Source organism: Pseudomonas imperatae (genome assembly GCF_057128625.1).
In genome coordinates, this window is record NZ_JBSKHP010000003.1 from 81,652 (window position 1) to 104,330 (window position 22,679).

20 protein-coding genes are annotated in these 22,679 nt (G+C 65.3%); 8 read left to right on the forward strand and 12 right to left on the reverse strand.

Annotation, left to right across the window (positions count from 1 at the left end; genetic code table 11):
* The first annotated feature begins 39 nt into the window (after positions 1-39).
* From ACWKWX_RS05075 to ACWKWX_RS05100, 6 genes are all read left to right on the forward strand, one after another.
* Positions 40-675 carry a TetR family transcriptional regulator gene (locus ACWKWX_RS05075; RefSeq protein WP_416422185.1) on the forward strand — a complete coding sequence of 212 codons (636 nt, stop codon included), beginning with the start codon at positions 40-42 and terminating at the stop codon, positions 673-675.
* 148 nt (positions 676-823) lie between these two features.
* Positions 824-1,324: an urease accessory protein UreE gene (gene ureE, locus ACWKWX_RS05080; protein ID WP_416422184.1), complete on the forward strand. Its 501-nt coding sequence runs from the start codon at positions 824-826 to the stop codon at positions 1,322-1,324.
* Positions 1,321-1,995 carry an urease accessory protein UreF gene (locus ACWKWX_RS05085; protein ID WP_473005208.1) on the forward strand — a complete coding sequence of 225 codons (675 nt, stop codon included), beginning with the start codon at positions 1,321-1,323 and terminating at the stop codon, positions 1,993-1,995. Before ureE ends, ACWKWX_RS05085 begins: the two co-directional genes overlap by 4 nt.
* A 12-nt stretch (positions 1,996-2,007) precedes the next feature.
* Positions 2,008-2,622 carry an urease accessory protein UreG gene (gene ureG, locus ACWKWX_RS05090; protein WP_416422182.1) on the forward strand — a complete coding sequence of 205 codons (615 nt, stop codon included), beginning with the start codon at positions 2,008-2,010 and terminating at the stop codon, positions 2,620-2,622.
* Positions 2,623-2,749: 127 nt separating this feature from the next.
* The gene (locus ACWKWX_RS05095) at positions 2,750-3,322 is read left to right on the forward strand and encodes a HupE/UreJ family protein (RefSeq protein ID WP_473005207.1); all 573 of its coding nucleotides are present in this window, start codon (positions 2,750-2,752) and stop codon (positions 3,320-3,322) included.
* A 151-nt stretch (positions 3,323-3,473) separates the two neighbouring features.
* Positions 3,474-4,559 carry an AGE family epimerase/isomerase gene (locus tag ACWKWX_RS05100; RefSeq protein ID WP_483827154.1) on the forward strand — a complete coding sequence of 362 codons (1,086 nt, stop codon included), beginning with the start codon at positions 3,474-3,476 and terminating at the stop codon, positions 4,557-4,559.
* 83 nt (positions 4,560-4,642) lie between these two features.
* Here the strand turns inward: ACWKWX_RS05100 and ACWKWX_RS05105 are convergent, their stop codons facing one another.
* The 6 genes from ACWKWX_RS05105 to ACWKWX_RS05130 form a co-directional block, all read right to left on the reverse strand.
* A complete protein-coding gene (locus tag ACWKWX_RS05105; protein ID WP_416422179.1) occupies positions 4,643-5,410 on the reverse strand; it encodes an SDR family oxidoreductase in 768 nt (255 codons plus the stop codon).
* A gap of 759 nt (positions 5,411-6,169) precedes the next feature.
* Complete coding sequence (locus ACWKWX_RS05110) at positions 6,170-6,886, reverse strand: ABC transporter ATP-binding protein (protein WP_416422178.1); 717 nt, start codon at positions 6,884-6,886, stop codon at positions 6,170-6,172.
* Complete coding sequence (locus ACWKWX_RS05115; RefSeq protein WP_416422177.1) at positions 6,883-7,755, reverse strand: ABC transporter ATP-binding protein; 873 nt, start codon at positions 7,753-7,755, stop codon at positions 6,883-6,885. The genes ACWKWX_RS05110 and ACWKWX_RS05115 overlap by 4 nt, the downstream gene beginning before the upstream one ends.
* A complete protein-coding gene (gene livM / locus ACWKWX_RS05120) occupies positions 7,752-9,035 on the reverse strand; it encodes a high-affinity branched-chain amino acid ABC transporter permease LivM (protein WP_416422176.1) in 1,284 nt (427 codons plus the stop codon). Before livM ends, ACWKWX_RS05115 begins: the two co-directional genes overlap by 4 nt.
* A 3-nt stretch (positions 9,036-9,038) precedes the next feature.
* Positions 9,039-9,953 (reverse strand): ABC transporter permease subunit, encoded by a 915-nt coding sequence (locus tag ACWKWX_RS05125; protein WP_416427528.1) that lies wholly within the window; start codon positions 9,951-9,953, stop codon positions 9,039-9,041.
* Positions 9,954-10,118: 165 nt separating this feature from the next.
* Positions 10,119-11,258 (reverse strand): branched-chain amino acid ABC transporter substrate-binding protein, encoded by a 1,140-nt coding sequence (locus ACWKWX_RS05130; protein WP_416422175.1) that lies wholly within the window; start codon positions 11,256-11,258, stop codon positions 10,119-10,121.
* 502 nt (positions 11,259-11,760) lie between these two features.
* On the opposite strand from ACWKWX_RS05130, the gene pncB reads away from it, so the two are divergent.
* The gene (gene pncB / locus ACWKWX_RS05135) at positions 11,761-12,960 is read left to right on the forward strand and encodes a nicotinate phosphoribosyltransferase (protein WP_416422174.1); all 1,200 of its coding nucleotides are present in this window, start codon (positions 11,761-11,763) and stop codon (positions 12,958-12,960) included.
* 109 nt (positions 12,961-13,069) lie between these two features.
* Here the strand turns inward: pncB and azu are convergent, their stop codons facing one another.
* Complete coding sequence (azu, locus tag ACWKWX_RS05140) at positions 13,070-13,519, reverse strand: azurin (RefSeq protein WP_416422173.1); 450 nt, start codon at positions 13,517-13,519, stop codon at positions 13,070-13,072.
* A gap of 262 nt (positions 13,520-13,781) precedes the next feature.
* Between azu and ACWKWX_RS05145 the strand changes: the two genes are divergently transcribed.
* Positions 13,782-14,369, forward strand: coding sequence for a cytokinin riboside 5'-monophosphate phosphoribohydrolase (locus tag ACWKWX_RS05145; protein ID WP_416422172.1), 588 nt, complete (start codon positions 13,782-13,784; stop codon positions 14,367-14,369).
* On the opposite strand, the gene ACWKWX_RS05150 is transcribed toward ACWKWX_RS05145, so the two are convergent.
* From ACWKWX_RS05150 to ssp4, 5 genes are all read right to left on the reverse strand, one after another.
* Positions 14,370-15,272: a transglutaminase family protein gene (locus ACWKWX_RS05150; RefSeq protein WP_483827155.1), complete on the reverse strand. Its 903-nt coding sequence runs from the start codon at positions 15,270-15,272 to the stop codon at positions 14,370-14,372.
* A complete protein-coding gene (locus ACWKWX_RS05155; RefSeq protein ID WP_483827156.1) occupies positions 15,269-17,752 on the reverse strand; it encodes a circularly permuted type 2 ATP-grasp protein in 2,484 nt (827 codons plus the stop codon). Before ACWKWX_RS05155 ends, ACWKWX_RS05150 begins: the two co-directional genes overlap by 4 nt.
* A gap of 65 nt (positions 17,753-17,817) precedes the next feature.
* Positions 17,818-21,093, reverse strand: a complete 3,276-nt coding sequence (locus tag ACWKWX_RS05160) for a transglutaminase family protein (protein ID WP_483827157.1) — start codon at positions 21,091-21,093, stop codon at positions 17,818-17,820.
* A gap of 193 nt (positions 21,094-21,286) precedes the next feature.
* Positions 21,287-21,709 (reverse strand): hypothetical protein, encoded by a 423-nt coding sequence (locus ACWKWX_RS05165; protein WP_416422168.1) that lies wholly within the window; start codon positions 21,707-21,709, stop codon positions 21,287-21,289.
* Positions 21,706-22,617 carry an Ssp4 family T6SS effector gene (gene ssp4, locus ACWKWX_RS05170; RefSeq protein ID WP_483827158.1) on the reverse strand — a complete coding sequence of 304 codons (912 nt, stop codon included), beginning with the start codon at positions 22,615-22,617 and terminating at the stop codon, positions 21,706-21,708. Before ssp4 ends, ACWKWX_RS05165 begins: the two co-directional genes overlap by 4 nt.
* Positions 22,618-22,679: the final 62 nt, after the last annotated feature.

Here is a 22,679-nt window from a genome sequence, read left to right on the forward strand (position 1 = left end):
TGCTAGAGTGCTGCGCTGCCCTTCACAGAATCCCGCACCATGCTGCCCCGCGCCGAACAGAAACAGCAGACCCGCCACGCCCTCCTCGATGCCGCCCGGCAATTGATCGATGCCGGCCGTGGGTTCGGCAGCATCAGCCTGCGTGAAGTGGCCAAGGCCGCGGGCATCGTGCCCACCGGTTTCTACCGCCATTTCGACGACATGGACCAGCTGGGCCTGGCCCTGGTCAATGAAGTGGGCGAAACCTTCCGCGAAACCATCCGCCGCGTGCGCCGCAACGAGTTCGAGCTCAAGGGCCTGACCGACGCCTCGGTGCGCATCTTCCTCGACAGCGTGGCCGCGCACCGCTCGCAGTTCCTGTTCCTGGCCCGCGAGCAGTACGGCGACTCGCGCCCAGTACGCCAGGCGCTGACCTGCCTGCGCGACGGCATCAGCTCGGACCTGGCCGCAGACCTGGCGCTGATGCCCAAGTGGCAGCACCTGGACAGCGCCGCCCTGGCGGTGATGGCGGACCTGGTGGTGAAGACCGTGTTCGCCACCCTGCCCGAGCTCATCGACCCGCCCGCCGAGGCTCTACCCCGGCAGTTGTCGCCCCAGGCGAAGATCACCCAGCAGCTGCGCTTCATCTTCATGGGCGCCAAGCACTGGCACGGTTTGAGCAGTATTGACGACTGACCCAGCTTGGTGCCATACAGGCTGAAGCGCACCAATATGTAACATTTTGTTGCCCCAAGTTCTGGCGCAAGGCCGGCATTCGCAGCGCTCGCATGTTGGCAAGATGCTTGCTGTCAGCAAACTATCGCACTCAGCCGGATGCCTGAAAATGCTGGTGATCCACCGCAGAACCGAGCCAAAACCTGACTGGTCGGCCGAATTACACCTGAATTTCGAAGCGCGCAGCAAAAGCCGCCTGCGCTGTTTTAGTGCCGACGGCGAAGACGTCGGGTTGTTTCTGGAGCGCGGCCAGCCGCCGCTGCACGACGGCGAATTCCTCGAAGCCCAGGACGGCCGCGTGGTGAAAGTCGTGGCCCGCCCCGAAACCCTGCTGCACGTCACCTGCGCCAGCGCCTTCGAGCTGACCCGCGCCGCCTACCACCTGGGCAACCGCCACGTGGCCCTGCAAGTGGGCGATGGCTGGCTGCGCCTGCTGGACGACTATGTGCTGAAAGCCATGCTCGACCAGTTGGGCGCCACCACCGAAGTCATCGAAGCGCCCTTCCAGCCCGAGCATGGCGCCTATGGCGGCGGCCACCATCACTCGCGCCATGGCGAGGAAGATTTCAACTACGCGCCCAAGCTCCATCAGTTCGGCGTGCGCACGTGAACCCGGCCTGGGCCCTGCTGCGCCTGGCCAGCCCGCAACTGCCGATTGGCGGCTACAGCTACTCCCAGGGGCTGGAGATGGCCGTGGAACAAGGCACGGTCAAGCAGGCCGACGACGCGCGCCGGTGGATCAGCGATCAGTTGCTGCTCAACCTGGCACGCTTCGAGGCGCCGTTGCTGTTGGCCCACTGTAACGCCGCGGCTGCGGAAGACTGGCCTGCCTTGCGCGAGTTGAGCGACGAGCACCGCGCCAGCCGCGAAACCCGCGAGCTGGCCCAGGAAAGCCGGCAGATGGGCTATTCGCTCAAGCAGTTGCTCGACGGCCTGCCCGAGCTGGACAGCGCCGCCCGCGACTTCCTGGCTGCCACGCCCGAACCGCACCTGGCCCTGGGCTGGGCGCTGGCCGCGCGCGCCTGGAATATCAGCCCCGCCGACGCCCTGGCCGCCTGGCTGTGGAGCTGGCTGGAAAACCAATTGGCGGTGCTGATGAAAACCCTGCCGCTGGGCCAGCAAGCCGCCCAGCGCCTGACCAGCGAGCTGCTGCCCTTGCTGCAGCAGGCTCAGCAGCACGCCAGCGAACTCGACCCCCACCACTACGGCAGCGCCGCCTTCGGCCTGTCCCTGGCGAGCATGGCCCATGAGCGCCAGTACAGCCGCCTGTTCCGTTCCTAGGAGATGACAATAATGAATACCCAGCCCCTGCGTGTCGGTATCGGCGGCCCGGTCGGTTCCGGCAAGACCGCCCTTACCCTGGCCCTGTGCCTGGCCCTGCGCGAGCGCTACAACCTGGCCGTGGTCACCAACGACATCTACACCCGCGAAGACGCCGACTTCCTGGTACGCAACGAGGCCCTGGCGCCCGAGCGCATCATTGGCGTGGAAACCGGCGGCTGCCCGCACACCGCCATCCGCGAGGACGCCTCCATCAACCTGGAAGCCGTGGACCAGCTCAACCGCCGCTTCCCGGGCCTGGACCTGATCCTGGTGGAATCGGGTGGCGACAACCTCTCGGCCACCTTCAGCCCCGAGCTGTCGGACCTGACCATCTACGTGATCGACGTGTCGGCTGGCGACAAGCTGCCACGCAAGGGCGGCCCGGGCATCTGCAAGTCGGACCTGCTGGTGATCAACAAGATCGACCTGGCACCGCTGGTGGGCGCTTCGCTGGAAATGATGGACGGCGACACCAAGCGCATGCGCAACGGCAAGCCATTCGTGTTCAGCAACCAGAAGACCGGCCAGGGCCTTGAAGAGATCATCGCCTTCATCGAACGCCAGGGGCTGCTGACTGCCGCCTGAGCCACCACAACCCCGTAGCCGCTGCCGACAGGCTGCGCTGGCCCTGAGCCACGCTTGAGATTTCCAGTGTACTCAGGGGCCAGCGCAGCCTTCGGCAGCGGCTACACACCTACCAAGGAAGCCACCCATGACCCTGAAAAAACTCTTCGGCGCCGCCGCCCTGCTGCTCACCCCGGCCCTGGCCTTCGCCCACCCCGGCCACGGCGAACATGGCATCGTCGCCGGCGTGCTGCACCCGCTGACCGGCATCGACCACCTGCTGGCCATGCTGGCCGTGGGCCTGTGGGCCGCGCAGCAGACCGGCAAGGCGCGCTGGGCGCTGCCCGCCACCTTCGTCGGCACCATGCTGCTGGGCGGCGTGCTGGGCTTTGAAGGCCTGCAGTTGCCAGGCCTGGAAAGCGGCATCGCCGCCTCGGTGCTGGCCCTGGGCCTGGCGGTGGCCCTGGCCATTCGCCCACCGGTAGCCCTGGCCGTTGGCGCCACCGCGCTGTTCGCCCTGTTCCACGGCGTGGCCCACGGCCTGGAACTGCCGGAGATGTCCAGCCCATGGGCCTACGCCGCCGGCTTCGTCGCCGCCACCGCCGCGCTGCACGCGGTCGGCTACGCCGTGGTGCGCCTGCTGCCGCAAGCTGCCAGCCCGCTGGTGCGCATCGCCGGCGCCCTGTCCGCCCTGACCGGCGCGTGGCTGCTGGCTGGTTGATCGATCACCCCCTGTGGGAGCTGGCTTGCCAGCGAGCTGTTGAGGCCGAACAACTCGCTGGCAAGCCAGCTCCCACAAAAACAGTTGCAGCAACGGGGCGCTTCATCCCTGTTACCATGTCGCTCAAACAGCCGCTTTGACGACACCTTTCATGCTCGATCACTCCCCGCAAGCCGCCTTCACCGCCGTGCATGAGCACTTCCTGAAGACCATCGTGCCCCTGTGGCAAGGCCCCGGCTGGAACGCCGACCTGGCGTTGCCCTACGAGGCGCTGGCGCCCAACCACACGCCCATGCCGGTGCAACGCTACCGGGCCATGGCCTGCGCGCGGCAGCTGTACCTGTTCGCCGGGCTGATCGAGCAACCGGGCGCGCGCGAGCACGCAGCAGCGCTGTTCCGCTCGCTGCAGAAGCACTTCCACGACGCCGAGCACGGTGGCTGGTTCTACAGCATCGACGCCCAGGCGCGGCCGCTGGACCGCACCAAGGACCTGTACACCCACGCCTTCATCATCTTCGCCTGCGCCCACTACTGGCAGCAGTCCCGCGACCCGCTGGCCGAGTCGGTGCTCAACGCCGCGCTCAACGTGGTAGCCACGCGGTTCGCCAGCGGCGATGGCCTGTACGAGGCCGCGCTGGCCGAAGACTGGGCGCCACTGGGCAGCGGGCCGCTGCAGAACCCGCTGATGCACCTGGCCGAGGCCTTCCTGGTGACCCTGGCAGTGCGTGACGACGAAGCGGTGAGCGAGGCGCTGCTGGCCCTGTGCGCGGCCATGCAGGCGCGCTTCGTAGACCAGGCTTCGGGCTTTCTGATGGAGAAACCGTGCGGCGCTGTGGATAACTGGTGGGAGCCAGGCCATCAGTTCGAATGGTTCTACCTGCTGGAATCATCCGAGCTGCTGCGCGGCGGTCCACTGCATGCGTCCCTGGACAAGGCGTTCGCCCCTTCCGAGCGCATGGGCGTGCAGCAGGGCGGCGTGCTGGCGATGCTCGATGTCGACGGCGGCGTGCGCGATGCCACTCAACGCATCTGGGCCCAGGCTGAATACCTGCGGGCCCTGACCCTGCGCCCCGGCGCCGATGTGGCCGGGCAGCTGCAAGTGCTGCAAGCGCGCTTCCTGCATGCCGGCGGCTGGCACGAGTGCCGCGATGCCAGCGGGGCGGTGAGCCGGCCGGATATGCCGTCCACCACCCCGTACCATTTGGCTACGTGCTACGAGAGCCTGGCCCAGGCTTAGCTACATGTGTGGGAGCTGGCTTGCCAGCGAGCTTTTCAGTGCCATCAAAAGCTCGCCGGCAAGCCGGCTCCCACAAAGACGCCTTACGCCTTGTGCGGGCGCTCGATGGCGAAGCCGGCCCAGCTCTGGGTCACTGGCATCAGCTCCAGGCTGTTGATGTTGACGTGCGCCGGGGTGTTCAAGATCCAGAAGATAGTGTCGGCAATGTCCTGCGGCTGGATCGGCTCGGCGCCCGCGTAGGTGGCGTCGTAGCGCGCCTGGTCGCCGTTGAAGCGCACCAGCGAGAACTCGCTTTCGCACAGGCCCGGCTCCAGGTTGGTGACGCGCACGCCAGTGCCCTGCAGGTCGCAACGCAGGTTCAGCGAGAACTGTTTGACGAACGCCTTGGTGGCGCCATACACGTGGCTGCCCGGATACGGGTAGTTGCCTGCCACCGAACCGAGGTTGACGATGCTGGCGCCGCGGCCCTGGGCAATCAGGCGTGGCAGCAACAGGCGGGTGCTGTACATCAGGCCTTTGACGTTGGTGTCGACCATGGTGTCCCAGTCGTCCAGGTCGCACTTGGGCGCCGGGTCCACGCCCAGGGCCAGGCCGGCGTTGTTGATCAGGCCGGTGAGCTTGTCGAACTCCGGCGGCAGGCCGGCGATGGCAGCTTCCATGGCCTTGCGGTCACGCACATCCAGCACCAGGGCGTGCACCTTGGTCTGCTTGGAGAGTTCCTCGGCCAGGGCGTTCAGGCGCTCCTCACGGCGACCGGTCAGCACCAGCGACCAGCCGGCCTCGGCAAAACGGCGGGCACAAGCTTCGCCAAACCCGGAAGTGGCGCCAGTGATAAACACGGTGGAAGTCATTGCATGCTCCTGGAAGGCTGTGGGTAAAGTCGATTTCAAAGCATGCCCGCGCGGCTGCGCGACGGCAAGTAAAAGGCGCACCTGATCAAAAAATGATCGCCGGCCGCAAACCCTTGTGCCAGCTGGGCCGCCGCCACTTTTGCGCACGTTATCCACAGGCCCTTGCACAGTATCCGTGGGCAACTGTGCTGTGCACAAAGCCTTGAATGGCGGGGCTTGTAGCGGGGTGCAGCGGCTTTTCGGCTTGACCTTGACCGCGCAGTCAGGTAGCCCCACCGGCCGCCACGCGTGAGGGATAACCACGGGGATGGCGCCAGGCCAGTAACTACGCCGCTCCGGGCAGTCTTTCCAAGGCTTGCCCACAGAGTTATCCACAGGCTTTCAGGCCCCGGACGAGCGGTATTGGCCGGTGGATAAGGGCTTGACAAACACCCCGCTAGCAGGCTGGAAAACCGCTGATCAAAAAACAACCACAACCCTGCAGGCCACGCCGTTAAAGGGCTTGGGCAATGTACACCCAAGTTACCCACAGCCAGCTCCACAATAACCGGGGACAACTGCTTTACATGACAAAACAATGAATTGGAGTGGTTTTATGTCGCAGTGGGCGAGCAAGCAAAAAGGGTTTTCCACAATTCTGTGGAAAACCCTTTTTCCAAAACCCGGATCAATGATTTCGCTTCTGTGGGAGCTGGCTTGCCAGCGAGTTGTTGAGCGCCCGAAAAGCTCGCTGGTAAGCCAGCTCCCACAAAAAAAAGGTCAGTGGCCGCCGAGGTAAGCGTTACGCACCTCATCGTTACTCAGCAGCTCCGCCCCCGTGCCCGTCAACCGAATCTCGCCGTTGACCATCACATACGCCCTATCCGACAGCTTCAGCGCATGGTTGGCGTTCTGCTCCACCAAAAAGATCGTCATCCCCGACTTCGCCAGCTCGCGCAGGGTGCTGAAGATCTGCTTCACCACGATGGGCGCCAGTCCCAGCGATGGCTCATCGAGCAGCAACAGCTTGGGCCGGCTCATCAGCGCGCGGGCAATGGCAAGCATCTGCTGCTCGCCGCCCGACATGGTCATGGCGCGCTGGTTGCGGCGCTCCTTGAGGCGCGGGAACAGTTCGAACATGCGCTGCATGTCTTCGCTGGCGAACTTGTCGCCGATGGGGATGGTGCCCATCAGCAGGTTCTCTTCCACCGACATGTCCGGGAACACTCGCCGGCCTTCCGGCGACTGGGCGATGCCGTTGGAGGCGATGTAGTGCGAGGACTTCTTGGTGATGTCGGTGCCGCGGTAGATGATCTGGCCGTTGGCCGCGCGCGGCTGGCCGAAGATGGACATCAGCAGGGTCGACTTGCCGGCGCCGTTGGAGCCGATCAGGCTCACGGTCTCGCCCTCGTTGATGTGCATCGAGACCTTTTTCAGGGCCTGGATGGGCCCGTAGAACACGTCGAGTTCCTTCAGTTCGAGGATCGGGGTACTCATACCAGCTCCTCTTCATCCGCGCCCAGGTAGGCGGCGATCACTTTCGGGTCGTGGCGAATCTGCTCCGGGCCGCCTTCGGCGATCACGTTGCCGTGGTCCAGCACCACGATGTGGTCGGAGATGCCCATGACCATGCCCATGTCGTGCTCGATCAGCACGATGGTCATGTCATGCTCGTCGCGCAGCAGGCGGATCATGCCGCTCAGCGCTTCGGTTTCCTGCGGGTTGAGGCCGGCGGCGGGTTCGTCCAGGCAAATCACCTGGGGCCGCGTGCACATGGCCCGGGCGATTTCCAGGCGGCGTTGCTGGCCGTAGGACAGCTCGCCGGCCAGGCGGTTGGCGCAGTCCACCAAGTCCACCACTTCCAGCCAGTAGAAGGCGGTGTTGAGCGCGTCTTCCTCGGCCTTGCGGTAGCCCCGGGTGTTGAGGATGCCGGCCACCATGTTGCGGTTCACCCACATGTGCTGGGCTACCAGCAGGTTTTCCACCACCGACATTTCCCGGAACAGGCGAATGTTCTGGAAGGTCCGGGCCAGGCCTGCGCGGTTGACCAGGTGGGTGCCGCCGAACATCTTGTAGTACAGGCGGCTGGCGAAGCTGCGCGGCGAGACGAAGTCGGTGGGCTGGAAGGGCTCGCCCAGCAGCTTGATGACGTTGGTCTTGATGCCACGGGTCTGCAGCTCGATGCGCCCGCCAGTGGCCTTGTAGAAGCCGGTCAGGCAGTTGAACACGGTGGTCTTGCCGGCGCCGTTGGGGCCGATCAGGGCGAAGATCGAATTGCGCTTCACCTTCAGGCTGACATCGCTGAGCGCCTTGATGCCACCGAAGTGCATCATCAGGTTTTCAACCGTGAGTACATATTCACTCATGGCGCCACTCCTTTACGCGGGACCACACCGGTACGGCTGATACGAATCAGGCCGCGCGGTCTCCAGATCATCATCAACACCATCAACACGCCGAACAGCAGCACGCGGTACTCGGCGAACGAACGCAGCAACTCGGGGGCCACGGTGAGCACGAAGGCGGCGATCACCACCCCGACGGTGGAACCCATGCCGCCCAGCACCACGATGGCCAGGATCAGCGCCGACTCGAAGAAGGTGAACGAGGTGGGGTTGACGAAGCCCTGGTAGCTGGCGAAGAACACCCCCGCCAGGCCCGCCGTGGAGGCGCCCAGGGTGAAGGCCGAGAGCTTGACCAGCACGTGGTTCAGGCCCATAGCGCGGCAGGCGATCTCGTCTTCGCGCAGGGCTTCCCAGGCGCGGCCCACCGGCATGCGTGTCAGGCGGTGCTTGATGTACAGCACGCCGATCACCACCAGAAACAGCACCGCGTAGATGAACACGAATTTCAGGTCGGGGTTGTAGTCGATGTGCAGGAACTCATGGATCGGGATGCCGCCCTCCTTCGCCTTGCGCCCGAACTCCAGGCCCAGGAAGGTCGGCGATGGCACCGGCACGCCGTTGGGACCGCCGGTGAACGACAGCCAGTTGTTCAGCACCAGGCGGATGATCTCGCCGAAGCCCAGGGTGACGATGGCCAGGTAGTCACCGTGCATGCGCAACACCGGGAAGCCCAGTATGCAACCGGCGAACGCCGCGGCCAGGGCCGCCAGCGGCAGCGCCGACCAGAAGCCCAGGCCCAGGTACTGGTAGCCCAGCGCCAGGCCGTAGGCACCGATGGCGTAGAACGCCACGTAGCCCAGGTCGAGCAGGCCGGCCAGGCCCACCACGATGTTCAGGCCCAGGCCCAACAGCACGTAGATCAGGCCGAGGATGACGATGGTCAGCACGTACTTGTTGGCGAACGCCGGGAAGACGATGGCCAGCACGATCACCAGCGGGATCACCCAGCGCAGCGCCGACTTGTGGCCGGGGGCAAGCACGTGCACGCCCGAGCCGCCGCGCTCCATGCCCTGGGAAATGCGCAGGCCACGGGGCGTCTGCAGGAACAGGCTGATCAGGAACCGGCCGATGACCACGGCCAGCACCAGCCAGGCCACGCGGGTGGGTTCCAGGTTGAAGCTGTAGCCTTGCAGCACCACGCCGACGATCGGGCCGAAGACGATCAGCGCCAGCAGGCCGGCGATCACCGCGTCGATCACGCTTTGCTTGATATCGATGGGTTTGATTGGGGCACCAGACATAAATTACACCTTCGCCACGAGTGGTCGACCCAGCAGGCCCTGGGGTCGGAAAATCAGGATCAGCACCAGCAGGGCGAAGCTGAACACGTCTTTGTAGTCCGAGTTGATCAACCCGGAGAACTGCGACTCGGCAACCCCCAGGATCAACCCGCCGAGCATGGCCCCCGGCAGCGAGCCGATGCCGCCCAGCACCGCGGCGGTGAAGGCCTTGATGCCGATGATGAAGCCGGCGTAGAAGTCGAAAGTGCCGTAGTTCACGGTGATCAGCACGCCCGCCAGCGCCGCCATGGCCGCGCCGATGATGAACACGTAGGAAATCACCCGGTCGGTGTTGATGCCCAGGATCGAGGCCATCTTGCGGTCTTGCTGGGTGGCCCGGCACATGCGGCCCAGCTTGGTGTACTGGATGATGTAGGTCAGCACGGCCATGCCGGCGAACGCTGCCACCAGGATGAACAGCTTGGTGTAGGTGATCTGCACGAAGCCGGTGCCGATGTCGAAGCGCCAGCCGCCGCTGAGCAGCGTGGGCACGCCTTGCTGGTTGGGGCCCTGGGCGATCTGCGCGTAGTTCTGCAGGATCAGCGAGATGCCGATGGCGCTGATCAGCGGCGCCAGTCGCGTGGAGTTGCGCAGGGGCTTGTAGGCCACCCGCTCGATGACGAAACCGTAGACCCCGGTGACGACGATGGTGAACACCAGCGTGCCGAGAATCAGGAAAGGGAAGGACTCGACGCCAAAGAACGACAACACCGCCAGGCCGATGGCCGCCAGGTAGGCAGAGATCATGTACACATCGCCGTGGGCGAAGTTGATCATGCCAATGATGCCGTAGACCATGGTGTAGCCGATGGCGATCAGCCCGTAGACCGACCCGAGGGTCAGGCCGTTGACCATTTGTTGCAGGAAAATACCATCCATCATGCACGCTCACGAACTTCTGGGCCGCACGGGTCCGCGCGGGCAAGCCGGGCCTGCCCACTCGAGACGCGAGCGGTGGTAAGAGAACTGACGGGCCTGGCCACGAGCGGCCGGGCCCTGTTTGACCCGGCCCGGGGCTTAACCCCGGGCCGGGCCGACGTCATGTCATTTCTGCTTGTCGAGCTGGTGGTATTTGCCGTCCTTGTCCCACTGGTACACCACGTAGTCGGAGACTTTCAGGTCGCCCTTGCTGTCCCAGGTCTTGGTGCCCATCACGGTGTGGACAGGGTTGGCCTTCAGCCATTTGGCAGCGTCTTCGCCCTTGTCGGACTTGGCGCCATTGAAGCCTGCGGCCAGGGCCTGGATCGAGGCGTAGGCGTACAGGGTATAGCCTTCAGGCTCGTAGCCGGCCTTGCGGAACTGGTCCACCACCGCCTTGCTGTCTGGCAGCAGGCGCGGGTCGGCGCCGAAGGTCATGTACACGCCATCCACGTACTGGGCGCCACCGGCGGTGGTCACCAGTTCGTCGGTGACCACGCCGTCGTCGGACATGAACTTCACGTCTTTCAGGCCTTGCTCGCGCAGTTGGTGCACCAGCGGGCCGGCCTCGGGGTGCAGGCCACCGAAGTAGACCACGTCGGCGCCAGCGGCGCGGATCTTGGTCACCAGGGCGCTGAAGTCTTTCTCGCCGCGGGTCAGGCCCTCTTCCAGCACCGGCTTCACGCCACGGGCGGTCAGCTGCTTGGCGGTGGCGTCGGCCAGGCCCTTGCCGTAGGTGTCCTTGTCGTTGATGACCGCGACTTTCTTGCCTTTGAGCACGTCGACGATGTAGTCACCGGCCACCACGCCTTGCTGGTCGTCACGGCCGCACATGCGGAACATGGCGGTCAGGCCACGCTCGGTAACCTGTGGGTTGGTGGAGCCTGGGGTGATGGCGATGATGCCAGCGTCCCCGTAAACCTCAGAAGCAGGAATGGTGGACGAGGAGCAGAAGTGACCGACCACGCCGGCGACCTTGTCCTGGTCAGCCAGCTTGTTGGCCACCGCCACGGCCTGTTTCGGCTCACAGGCGTCGTCGCCCTGCACCAGGATGATCTTGCCGCCGTTCACGCCACCGTGGGCGTTGATCTCGTCGGCTGCCGCCTGGGCACCTTTCATGTATTGCAGACCGAAGGATGCGTTGGCACCGGTCATGGGGCCTGCCACGCCGATCTTGATGTCGGCTGCCTGTACAAACGAAGAAACACCCAACGCAGTAGCCACTGCGAGAGCCAGAAAACCTTTCCTGTAAAACGTCTGCGACATGAGGTGGTGCTCCTGAGTTTTTTTGGTTGGCACTACAACTTCAGCAATAGCTCTGAGCAAGCGCCGTGCCATCCCATTTTCCAATGTGGGACGCCAGGCGCCGTTTTGCGCGCGCAGGCCCTGCGCCCGCCTTTTTGCGGCTCGTGCAACCGTCTGGCTCGGGCCTGGTAACACCGGGTTGCAAAAAAGGCGCAACCACAAAGTGCCATCATTGCAACCTGCTAGCACTTGCGCGTGCAACCGACCTGTAACAGGCTGCGTAACCGAAGTGCACATCAGCGGTGCGCAATTGCTACGCCACGCACCATTACAGGCTAGCTGGTGCCTGGAAAAACACAGAGTTAGTTAGGAAACTACTTATAGTGGCGGCGAAAAGGCGATGCCAGAGGCTTTCGCGCCAGGCTCAAGCATTCGGCGGCCAGCACAAAAGACTGGCAGAATGAGCCTTTACTGTGCGCCACTATCGATTCCGTCATGCCGCCAGGCCCAGTTGGAGCCCTCAATGAGCGAGAGCGTATTCGCTGATCGCATCGTGCAGAACCTGCTCGACACCGATTTGTACAAGCTGACCATGATGCAGGCCGTCCTGCACAACTACCCCAACGTCGAGGTGGAGTGGGAGTTCCGCTGCCGCAACGGTGAAGACCTGCGCCCGTACCTGGCCGAAATTCGCTACCAGATCGAGCGCCTCTGCGAACTGAGCCTGAGCAGCGACCAGCTGGGGTTCCTGGAGCGCATCAACTTCATGAAGCCGGACTTCCTGCGCTTCCTGGGCCTGTTCCGCTTCAACCTGCGCTATATCCAGACCAGCATCGAGAACGACCAGCTAAGCATCAAGCTGCGCGGGCCGTGGCTGCACGTGATCCTGTTCGAAGTGCCGCTGCTGGCCATCGTCAGCGAAGTGCGCAACCGCGTGCGTTACCGCGAGGTCACCCTGGGCCAGGCCCGCGAGCAGCTGTACCGCAAGTTCGACTGGCTGGCGGCCAACGCCTCGGCCGACGAACTGGCCGAATTGCAGGTAGCCGATTTCGGCACCCGCCGGCGCTTTTCCTACAAGGTGCAGGAAGAAGTGGTGTCGGTGCTCAAGCACGATTTCCCCGGGCGCTTCGTCGGCACCAGCAACGTGCACCTGGCGCGGGAAATGGACATCAAACCGTTGGGCACCATGGCCCATGAATGGATCATGGCCCACCAGCAACTGGGCCCGCGGCTGATCGACAGCCAGAGCGCGGCGCTGGATTGCTGGGTGCGTGAATACCGTGGGCTGCTGGGCATCGCCCTGACGGATTGCATCACCATGGACGCCTTCCTCAGCGATTTCGACCTGTACTTCGCCAAGCTGTTCGATGGCCTGCGCCATGACTCGGGCGACCCTGTGCAGTGGGCGGAAAAAGCCATCGCCCATTACCAGAAGCTGGGCATCGACCCCATGAGCAAGACGCTGGTGTTCTCCGACGGGCTGAACCTGCCCAAGTCGCTGGACATCTTCCGCGCGCTGCGCGGGCGCATCAACGTCAGCTTCGGCATTGGCACCAACCTGACCTGCGATATCCCGGGGGTGGAACCGATGAGCATTGTGCTGAAGATGACCGACTGCAATGGCCAGCCGGTGGCGAAGATCTCGGACGAGGCGGCGAAGACCCAGTGCCGGGATGAGAACTTTGTGGCGTACCTGCGCCATGTGTTCAAGGTAAAACCGTAACGCACTGTAGCCGCTGCCGCCAGGCTGCGCTGGCCCCTGAGTACACTGTAGATTTTCAGTGAGGCACAGGGCCAGCGCAGCCTGGCGGCAGCGGCTACGGGTGTGGCGATCAGTCCACCAGGGTGACCGCGCCTTTCATCATCGAGATGTGGCCCGGGAACGAGCAGAAGAACGCGTAGTCAGTCCCCGCCTGCAGCTTCGACACATCAAAGGTCACCGAATCCTTCTCGCCGGCACCGATGATCTTGGTGTGGGCCAGGATGCGCTCGTCGCCATCCTTCAGGTAGTTCTTGTCGATGCCGGCAGCCATGCCGTCACTGGCCACGCCCTGGGCGTCGGCAGCCTTGCTCAGCACCCAGTTGTGGCCCATGACGTTCTTGGCCAGCGAGCCCGAGTGGCCCAGGTTGACGGTGAAGGTCTTGCAGGTCTTGCTGATTGCGATGGCCTTGGTGTCGAAGGTCATGCTGTCGGTGGAATCGACGTCTACCTTGCAATCAGCGGCAAATACCTGGCCGGCAGCGAGGGCAAGCAGGGAGGCGGCTACGACTTTTGCGAACATGGTGGATCTCCAGGACAGTTATTAAGCAAGGCTTCTTCTATGAGCCCTATCGAAAATGGCAACAAGACAAACCTTACACGCACCTAATATTGTATACAATATCAATCACGGAGCGTTTACATGAACAATTTCCTGCGCAGCCTGCTCGCCGCCTACGCCTGCGGCAACACCGGCACCGAACATCTGGACGACTGAACGAAAAGCTGGAGCCAGAGCGCCTGCGGATTTACCCTGTGGCCCCCAACGTGCCAGGAGCCACCCCATGCCTTTGACTTCAGTCTGTGTTTTCTGCGGCGCCAGCAGCGGCAACAACCCGGTGTACCGTGAGGCGGCCATCACCCTGGGCCGCGCCCTGGCGGCGCGCAAGCTGACGCTGGTCTACGGCGGTGGCGCCGTGGGCCTGATGGGTATCGTCGCCGATGCCGTGCTGGAAGCCGGTGGTGAAGTGATCGGCATCATCCCCCACAGCCTCAACGACCTGGAAATCGGCCATAAGGGCCTCACCCGCCTGGAAGTGGTGGACGGCATGCACGCACGCAAGGCGCGCATGGCCGAGCTGGCCGACGCCTTCATCGCCCTGCCCGGCGGCCTGGGCACCCTGGAAGAGCTGTTCGAAGTGTGGACCTGGGGCCAGCTGGGCTACCACGGCAAGCCGCTGGGCCTGCTGGAGGTGAACGGCTTCTACAGCAAGCTCACCGGCTTCCTCGACCACCTGGTGGAGGAAAACTTCGTCCGCGAGCAGCACCGGGCGATGCTGCAGGTGAACGACTCGGCCAACGACCTGCTCGACGCCCTGGACGCCTGGCAGCCCACCGTGCTGCCGAAGTGGACCGACAAGAAGCCGGACTGATCAGCCCGCCAGCTCGCCCAGCGGCGTCACCGTGACCTGCACCTCCGGGTCATGGCTGCCGCCGCCCAGGATCACCCCGCGCAGTGGCGAGACGTCGGAGAAGTCGCGGCCCCAGGCCAGGGTGATGTGCTCCAGCGCCGGCTGCACGTTGTTGGTGGGGTCGAAGTCGACCCAGCCCAGCGGCGGGCAGTACACCGACACCCAGGCGTGGGACGCGTCGGCGCCGATCAAGCGCGGCTGGCCGGGCGGTGGCTGGGTCAGCAGGTAGCCGCTGACGTAGCGCGCCGCCAACCCGCGCGAACGCAGGCACGCCAGCATCAGGTGAGCGAAGTCCTGGCACACGCCGCGACGGCGCTCCAGCACTTCCACCAGCGGCGTCGCCACCTGGGTGGCCTCGGCGTCGAAGGTGAATTCCTCGAAGATCTTTTCCATCAGCGCCCGCGCGCCTTCCAGCAAGGGCCGGCCGGGCGGGAAGCAATCGGCGGAAAAGGCCACGAAGCTCTGCTTGAGCCGCACATAGGGCGACTCGAAGCGGTAGCGGCAGGCCTTCATCAGGTCCTCGGCGATAGGCGCGCTGTTGTAGCACAGGGCGTTGCGCACCTTTTCCCAGCCTTGCGAGGCGGCGAAGTCCGGCGTGGCCCGCGCCAGCACCTCCACTTGCAGGCGCGCGCTGACTTTCAACTCGTCGTGGGGCCGCTCGAAGGTCAGGCGCGTCAGCGGGTTGCCGAACACATCGAAGTCATCCACGCGCCAGCTGGGGTCGGGGCTGATGACCAGGCTCTGCTCGCGGCAGATCTGCCAGGCGCAGGGCCGCGGCCACAGGTGCGCCAGCTGCTGGGCCAGGGACACCGGGCTGTCGTAGTGGTAATGGGTGTCGTGAAGAATCTGGTACTGGGCGCTCATACCGACACCGTCCGTTGGCTGACATCATCGACGTGGGCGAAATGGCGCAGGGCCAGGCGGTCAGAGACCTGGCCGCTGGCTTCGTTGATGGTCTGCAGCAGGTCGGCCAGGCCGTCGAGCGCCGCCTGCACGCTGGGCGCGCCGAACAGCGAGTGTTCCAGGCTACCCAGGTCGAAGCCGGCCAGACGCTCGATGAGCATGGCCAGGCCGCGCTCGCGGGGCGCACCGAATTCATCGTTGAGGCGCCGCAGCGCGCGGTTCACCAGCTTGAGCTGGAAGATCACCGCGTGGGGGTTCTGCTCGTCCAGCAGCAACAGGTCGAGCACCGGAATCAGCTGCGGCACCGCCAGGTAGCGCGAGCGGTAGGTGATGCTGCTGTTGCCCAGTTCCAGCAGCCATTCAAGGCCGGCCTGGTCGGTCACCGCCACGCCGCGCAGGAAGCCGGCCAGGCTGGTGCTGAGGAACTGCAGGCGCTCGATGCGCCGGCCGATCATCAGGAAGCGCCAGCCCTCATCGCGGGTCATGTCGTCGAGGGCGAAGCCCGACAGCGCCGCCAGCGACATCACCAGGCGGTTGAGGAAGTCCAGCAGCTCGCCCAGGTCGGGTTCTTCCACGTCCAGGCTCTGGGCTTCGCGCTGCAGTTCCACCAGCGCCTGCCAGTTTTCCCGGGACAGCTTGCCGCGCACCTGCGAGGCCGCCCACTGCAAGCGCTGCAGGTTGGCGCGCAGGCTGAACGGCCATTCCTCGCCCAGCAGCGCGGCCAGCAGGCGTTCTTCCAGCTCGCCCTCCTCGGGCAGCAGCGACAGGCGCTCGGCCAGCTCCACCGCGGCGTCCAGCGCCAGCGGGTCGTCGCCGTCGATGTAGCGGCCGAGGATGATGCGCAGCAGCCGCGCGCTGTCGTCGCAGCGCTCGCAGTAGCGGCCGAACCAGAACAGGTTTTCCACCACCCGCGACGGCAGGTACGGGTCGACCCGCACCACGTCGTGCACGCCGATGGTTCGCTGGGCCTTCCACTGTTCGCCGATGGGCACGCGTTCGCCCAACACCCAGGTGTCCTTGCTGGCACCGCCGCGCTGCATCGACACCACTTCGGCGTCGGCCTCGGCAGCCACGCGGGTCAGGGCACCGGGCAGCACCCGGTAGCCGTCGTAGCCAGCCACCGCGTACACGCGCATGCCGATGGCGCGCGGCGCCAGTTGGCCGTTGTCCTGCCACACCGGCGCCTGGCTCAGCTGCGCCAGCTCCTGGGCCACGTAGGCGTAGGGGCGCGCCTGGATGCGCTCGGCCATGGCCTTGCGCTGCTTGGCGTCAAGGTCGCGGCCGAACACCGGGGTAAAGCTTTGCGAGGGGAACGCCGGCTTGATCAGCAGGTTCGGCAGTTTTTCCAGGGCCTGGGCCATCACCGGCGGCTCGCCGCACCACCAGGTGGCGATGGACGGCAGGATCAGCTTCTCGCCGAACAGGTGCTCGTTGATGGTCGGCAAAAAGCCCAGCAGCCCGGGTGATTCCAGCACGCCGCTGCCCAGGGCGTTGGCCACCAGCACGCGGCCCTGGCGCACGGCTTCCAGCAGGCCGGGCACGCCCAGGGCCGAGTCGGTGCGCAGCTCCAGCGGGTCGCAGAAGTCGTCGTCCAGGCGCCGCATGATCGCGTGCACCCGGCGCAGGCCGTTGAGGGTCTTGAGGTACACGGTGGCGTCGCGCACGGTCAGGTCGCTGCCTTCCACCAGCGGGTAGCCCAGCTGGCGCGCCAGGTACAGGTGTTCGAAATAGCTCTCGTTGAAGCGCCCGGGGGTCAGCAACACGATCAGCGGGGTTTCGTTGCCGCCCGGCGCCAGCCGCCGCAGGGTGTCCTGCAGGGTACGGAAATAGCCCGCCAGGTGTTCCACCTTGAGGTCGCGGTACAGCTCGGGAAAGGCCCGCGACACGCTCATGCGGTTTTCCAGGGCATAGCCTGCGCCCGAGGGCGCCTGGGTGCGGTCGGCGGTCACCCACCAGCGGCCGTCGGGGGTGCGCGCCAGGTCCACGGCGCACAGGTGCAGGAAGGTGTCGCCGGGCAGCTTCAGGCCCTGGCAGGGCCAGAGGAAATTGTTGTGGCCGTACACCAGCTCCGCCGGCAACAGGCCCTTGCGAATCAGCTCCTGGGGGCCGTAGATGTCGGCCAGCACCGCGTTCAGCAAGCGGGCGCGCTGGGCGATGCCGGCGCGCAGGTGCTGCCACTCGGCGGCGGGAATCACGTGGGGCAGCAGGTCCAGCTCCCACGGGCGGTCGGCGCCCTTGGGGTCGGCGTAGACGTTGTAGGTCACGCCGTTTTCCTGGATCTGCCGGGTCAGCAACGCCTGGCGCTGGGCCAACTGCGCCGGGCTGCTGCGCTGCAATTGGTCGAACAGCTTGCGCCAGTGCGGACGCACCGAGCCGTCAGCCGCGAGCATCTCGTCAAAACTTCCCGCCGTCAGCGGGTATCGGTCAAGCAGGTCTGGCATGGAACGCTCGGCGCAGGCAGTAAGACATCAGAAAAAAGCGGCAGGCCGGTTGCCCGGCCGCCCTTTCAGGTGCGACGCATGTCCAGTGTCATCGGCAGCTCGTCATTGTTCGTGAGTGTAGGCGCAGGCTGCGGGCCGGGGCTATGGCCCAGGCGGAAGAATCGCGACAGGCGCCGGCTCTCGGCTTCGTTGGCGTTCACCGGCAGCGTCTCGTAGTTGCGCCCGCCCGGGTGCGCCACGTGGTACTGGCAGCCGCCCAGGGAGCGCTGCATCCACGTGTCGTGGATGTCGAAGGTCAGCGGCGCGTGCACCGGGATGGTCGGCTGCAGGCAGTTGAACGGCTGCCAGGCGCGGAACCGCACGCCGGCCACGTACTCGCCGACCTTGCCGGTGGGCTGCAGCGGCACGGTGCGGCCGTTGCAGGTGAGCACGTAGCGCTGTGGCGACAGGCCGTTGAGCTTGACCTGCAGGCGCTCCAGCGACGAGTCGACGTAGCGCACGGTGCCGCCGGCGCCGCCCTCTTCGCCCAGCACGTGCCAGGGCTCCAGCGCCTGACGCAGCTCCAGTTCGATGCCGGCCACGGCGTAGTCGCCGATCTTCGGGAAGCGGAACTCCAGGTGCGCGGCGAACCATTCGGCTTGCAGCCCGTAGCCGGCGCCGTTGAGGTCGGCGATGACGTCGGCGAAGTCCTGTTCGATGAAGTGCGCGAGCATGAAGCGGTCGTGCAGCTCGGTGCCCCAGCGCGCCAGCTTCGGTGGTGCATAGGGCTCGCGCCAGAAGCGCGCCACCAGGGCACGCAGCAGCAGTTGCTGCACCAGGCTCATGCGCGCGTGGGGCGGCATTTCGAAGCCGCGCAGTTCCAGCAGGCCGAGCCGGCCGGTGGCGCCGTCCGGGGAGTAGAGCTTGTCGATGCAGAACTCGGCGCGGTGGGTGTTGCCGGTAACGTCGATCAGCAGGTTGCGCAGCAAGCGATCCACCAGCCACGGTGGGCACTGCTCGCCGGGCGCGGGCATCTGCTGGAAGGCGATCTCCAGCTCGTACAGCGAGTCGTTGCGCGCCTCGTCCACGCGCGGCGCCTGGGAGGTAGGCCCGATGAACAGGCCGCTGAACAGGTAGGACAGCGACGGGTGGTTGTGCCAGTAGCTGATCAGGCTGCGCAGCAGGTCCGGGCGGCGCAGGAACGGCGAGTCGGCCGGGGTGGCGCCGCCGAGCACGAAGTGGTTGCCGCCGCCGGTGCCGGTGTGGCGGCCGTCGATCATGAACTTTTCGGTGCTCAGGCGGGTTTCCCGCGCCTGCTCGTAAAGGAACTCGGTGCGCTCTACCAGCTCGTCCCAGCTGGCCGAGGGCTGCACGTTGACCTCGATCACGCCCGGGTCGGGGGTGATGCGCAAGTTGGCCAGGCGCGGGTCGTAGGGCGGCTCGTAGCCTTCCAGCAGCACCGGGCACTTGAGTTCCTCGGCGGTGGCTTCGATCACCGCTACCAGCTCAAGGTATTCCTCGGCCTTGGCCAGCGGCGGCATGAACAGGTACAAGCGGCCGTCGCGGGCCTCGGCGCACAGGGCCGTGCGGGTCAGCCAGCTGGCCGACTCGTCCAGCTTGGGCACGCGCTCGTCGGCGGCCTGGGCCGGGCTGGCGACCTGCAGCTGCACCGGGGTGGGCAGTGCGCCCAGGTCCTGGTTGGGGTCACGCGGGTGCACGAAGGGGTATTCGGCAGCGGTCACCCAGGGCTGCGAGGCCAGGGGCAGGCGGTAGCCCAGCGGCGAATCGCCCGGCACCAGCCGGCAGTGGCTGTCACGCAGGTACCAGCGGCCACTCTGCCATTGCTCTCCATCAGCCGTGCGCGCCAGCGGCAGCACCTGGCCGATGACCTTGTCCAGGCCTTGGCTGAATACCTTGCGCAGGCGTTTGCGCTCCATTTCCTCGCCCAGGCGCGAGTCCTCGGCGCTGACGTTCACCGGCAGTGCGCCTTCGCGCCACAGGTAGTAGAAGTTGTCTTCGTAGGCCGGGAACACGAAGCGCGGCGGCAGCTTCAGGCGCTCGGCGACGCTGGCCAGAAAGCGCCCAGCCAGCTCGCCGGTGGCGCCGTAATCACGGGTTTCATCGGCGATCAGCGCGTCGTTGTGCCAGATCGGCTCGCCGTCCACGCGCCAGTAGGCGTTCAGCGACCAGCGCGGCAACTGTTCGCCGGGGTACCACTTGCCCTGGCCGAAGTGCACCAGGCCCTTGGGCGCGTAGCGGGCGCGCAGGCGCTGGTACAGCTCGGCGGACAGTTTGCGCTTGGCGTCGCCCAGGGCCGCGGTGTTCCACTCGGCGCCATCGGGGTCGTCGATGGACACGAAGGTCGGCTCGCCGCCCATGGTCAGGCGCACGTCGCCCTCCACCAGGTCGGCGTCGATCTGCCGGCCCAGCGCCTGGATCTGCTGCCATTGCTGTTCGCTGTAGGGCCGGGTGACGCGCGGCGCCTCCCAGATGCGCTCTACCGCCATTTCATGGCTGAACTCGCATTCGCACGGCTCCACCAGGCCGCTGATGGGCGCCGCAGAGGACGGATCGGGACTACAGGCCAATGGGATATGCCCTTCACCGGCGAACAGCCCGGAGGTGGCGTCCAGCCCGATCCAGCCCGCACCGGGCAGGTACACCTCGCACCAGGCGTGCAGGTCGGTGAAGTCCACCTCGGTGCCGGACGGGCCGTCCAGGGCTTTCACATCGGCCGTCAGCTGGATCAGGTAGCCGGACACAAAGCGCGCGGCCAGGCCCAGGTGGCGCAGCAGCTGCACCAGCAACCAGGCCGAGTCACGGCAGGAGCCCGAGGCGTTTTCCAGGGTTTCTTCCGGCGTCTGCACCCCCGGTTCCATGCGGATCAGGTAGCCGATGTCCTGGCTCAGGCGCTGGTTGAGCGCCACCAGGAAGTCCACGGCCGGTATCGGCGTGCGGTCGATGCCTTTGAGGTAAGCCTCGAACTTGGGCGACAGTGGCAACTTCTCAAGGTAAGGCGCCAGCTCGTGCTTTTCGTCCTTCGCGTAGGCGAATGGGATCTTTTCCGCGTACGGCTCAAGGAAAAAGTCGAAGGGGTTGAACACCGCCATTTCGGCGACCAGGTCCACCTCGACGCGGAATTCGTCGGTCTTTTCCGGGAACACCAGGCGCGCCAGGTAGTTGCCCTGAGGGTCCTGCTGCCAGTTGATGAAGTGCTGCTCGGGCAGCACCTTTAGCGCATAGGACAGCACGCGCGTGCGGCTATGGGGCGCGGGGCGAAGGCGGACGATCTGCGGGCCAAGTTCAACCGCACGGTCGTAGCGGTAATGCGTGACATGGTGCAATGCGACATGGATCGACACGGCGTGCCTCCTGCGAGCCTTAACGGTAAGCGCACCGCGCAAGGTTTATGCCACGTGGGCAAAGCCAAGCACTAGAGCGCCTGCTCATTCAAGCACAGCACCAAGATCGTGCCATGCCCGATTAGCATCGCAAGGGTTGCACATTTATCGGGCAGGCACATGACGCAAGCGAAGGAGGCGGTTGGCCAAGGCGTTATCGCTGCCGACGCAGCCACAGGAAGTGTTGGCGCATTTCGCGATGGCGTCTCGAATTCAGTAGCAACAACCCCGTTAGCGGCGACAACACCGCTACCGCGAAGACACCGAGCGGCGGCTGGTAGAAATAGCTGGGAAGCGCCGTGGCAAGGCAGGCCAGCAACACGGCGGCAATAACCCAGGTCGCCGCGAGCCGGCCCCTGACCATCAGGAAATGGCTGATGAAAACTGCCACACCCACCGATGCCCCGCCCCACAGGAGCCCCGGCCCCTTGAGCGGCTTGAGCGGCACGTTGGCCAGGTAGGAGAAGCCGACAATGGCAACTACCGTACCAATCGCAAGGCAACAGCACAGGACAACACCTATGAACGCTGGGTAATATTTTGCCATCCAGCTGAGCGAGCCATCCTGGTCAGTCATTCACCGTCCTCCTCATACAGCCCGACGGCTACGTTGATGTTGCCCGACAGGCTGCTGCCTATCAGGCCCAACGACGCGCTGATCGAGTCTCTGATCTGGGTGATAGTGGCGTGTTTGAACTGGGCCGGGGTGTAGCGCTTCTCCAGTGTCTTGGCAGCTTGCCTCAGCTTCATCAGCCTGGGGGTCAACTTCGGGTCTTTCAACGCAAGCAGCTCGCTGGTCAACCGCTTGCGCTCCTGCCGGGTAAGGCCCTGAAGGGCCGCGCGAAGCGGCCTGCCCGTGTTGGCCTTGACCAGCAGGAGTAGCCTGGTCGTCGTCACCGCCGATGCAGCGACACCGGCCAATGACAGGCCATCGAGAATGAGCGACACCGCCTGGTACCAATCATTGCTGTCGAGTTCGTCCACGGCCTGCTGGTCGTAGGCCGATACCGCCGTGCGCCCTACCCCGGCGATGCATTGCAGCCCGCTGGCAGTGGCGGCGCTGTAACCGATGATGGTCACCACGGTACTGGCGCCCCCCGTGAACGGCACGGCAATGGTGCCGCTGAGCATTACCACCCAGCTCAGCACCGCCCCCGTGCAGGCCAACCCGGCGTTGAGCGCCTCCTGCAACACCCGCGACTCGCGGCCGTCGTTATGCACCTGGCTGATGAACTGCTCGGGCGTAGTGTGGCGCTTGGCCTCACGCAATATCACCCGTTTTACCGCCTTGCTGCAGATCGGCTGGAACTCGCGCAGGGTGATCACGTTGAAATCGCTGTCGATATACACCACCCCGGCGCCGACGATACCGGGGTCGGCGTCGATGGCGGCGAACAGACGTGGCAGGTTGATGCGGCTTTCGATGCGCTGGCGGGCGAAGTGCTGGGAGGGGGTGGTGAAGGACGGATTGAGAGCGGTGCTCACTGGACGGTTCCTTGTTCAGTGGGGAGGAGCGCGGTACGTAGCAGCTGCCGAAGGCTGCGTCA

Coding starts and splice junctions, on each gene's coding strand:
- ACWKWX_RS05075 (WP_416422185.1), top strand. CDS start 40: ATGCTGCCCCGCGCCGAACAGAAACAGCAGACCCGCCACGCCCTCCTC.
- ureE (WP_416422184.1), top strand. CDS start 824: ATGCTGGTGATCCACCGCAGAACCGAGCCAAAACCTGACTGGTCGGCC.
- ureG (WP_416422182.1), top strand. CDS start 2,008: ATGAATACCCAGCCCCTGCGTGTCGGTATCGGCGGCCCGGTCGGTTCC.
- ACWKWX_RS05095 (WP_473005207.1), top strand. CDS start 2,750: ATGACCCTGAAAAAACTCTTCGGCGCCGCCGCCCTGCTGCTCACCCCG.
- ACWKWX_RS05100 (WP_483827154.1), top strand. CDS start 3,474: ATGCTCGATCACTCCCCGCAAGCCGCCTTCACCGCCGTGCATGAGCAC.
- ACWKWX_RS05105 (WP_416422179.1), bottom strand. CDS start 5,410: ATGACTTCCACCGTGTTTATCACTGGCGCCACTTCCGGGTTTGGCGAA.
- ACWKWX_RS05110 (WP_416422178.1), bottom strand. CDS start 6,886: ATGAGTACCCCGATCCTCGAACTGAAGGAACTCGACGTGTTCTACGGG.
- ACWKWX_RS05115 (WP_416422177.1), bottom strand. CDS start 7,755: ATGAGTGAATATGTACTCACGGTTGAAAACCTGATGATGCACTTCGGT.
- livM (WP_416422176.1), bottom strand. CDS start 9,035: ATGTCTGGTGCCCCAATCAAACCCATCGATATCAAGCAAAGCGTGATC.
- ACWKWX_RS05125 (WP_416427528.1), bottom strand. CDS start 9,953: ATGGATGGTATTTTCCTGCAACAAATGGTCAACGGCCTGACCCTCGGG.
- ACWKWX_RS05130 (WP_416422175.1), bottom strand. CDS start 11,258: ATGTCGCAGACGTTTTACAGGAAAGGTTTTCTGGCTCTCGCAGTGGCT.
- pncB (WP_416422174.1), top strand. CDS start 11,761: ATGAGCGAGAGCGTATTCGCTGATCGCATCGTGCAGAACCTGCTCGAC.
- azu (WP_416422173.1), bottom strand. CDS start 13,519: ATGTTCGCAAAAGTCGTAGCCGCCTCCCTGCTTGCCCTCGCTGCCGGC.
- ACWKWX_RS05145 (WP_416422172.1), top strand. CDS start 13,782: ATGCCTTTGACTTCAGTCTGTGTTTTCTGCGGCGCCAGCAGCGGCAAC.
- ACWKWX_RS05150 (WP_483827155.1), bottom strand. CDS start 15,272: ATGAGCGCCCAGTACCAGATTCTTCACGACACCCATTACCACTACGAC.
- ACWKWX_RS05155 (WP_483827156.1), bottom strand. CDS start 17,752: ATGCCAGACCTGCTTGACCGATACCCGCTGACGGCGGGAAGTTTTGAC.
- ACWKWX_RS05165 (WP_416422168.1), bottom strand. CDS start 21,709: ATGACTGACCAGGATGGCTCGCTCAGCTGGATGGCAAAATATTACCCA.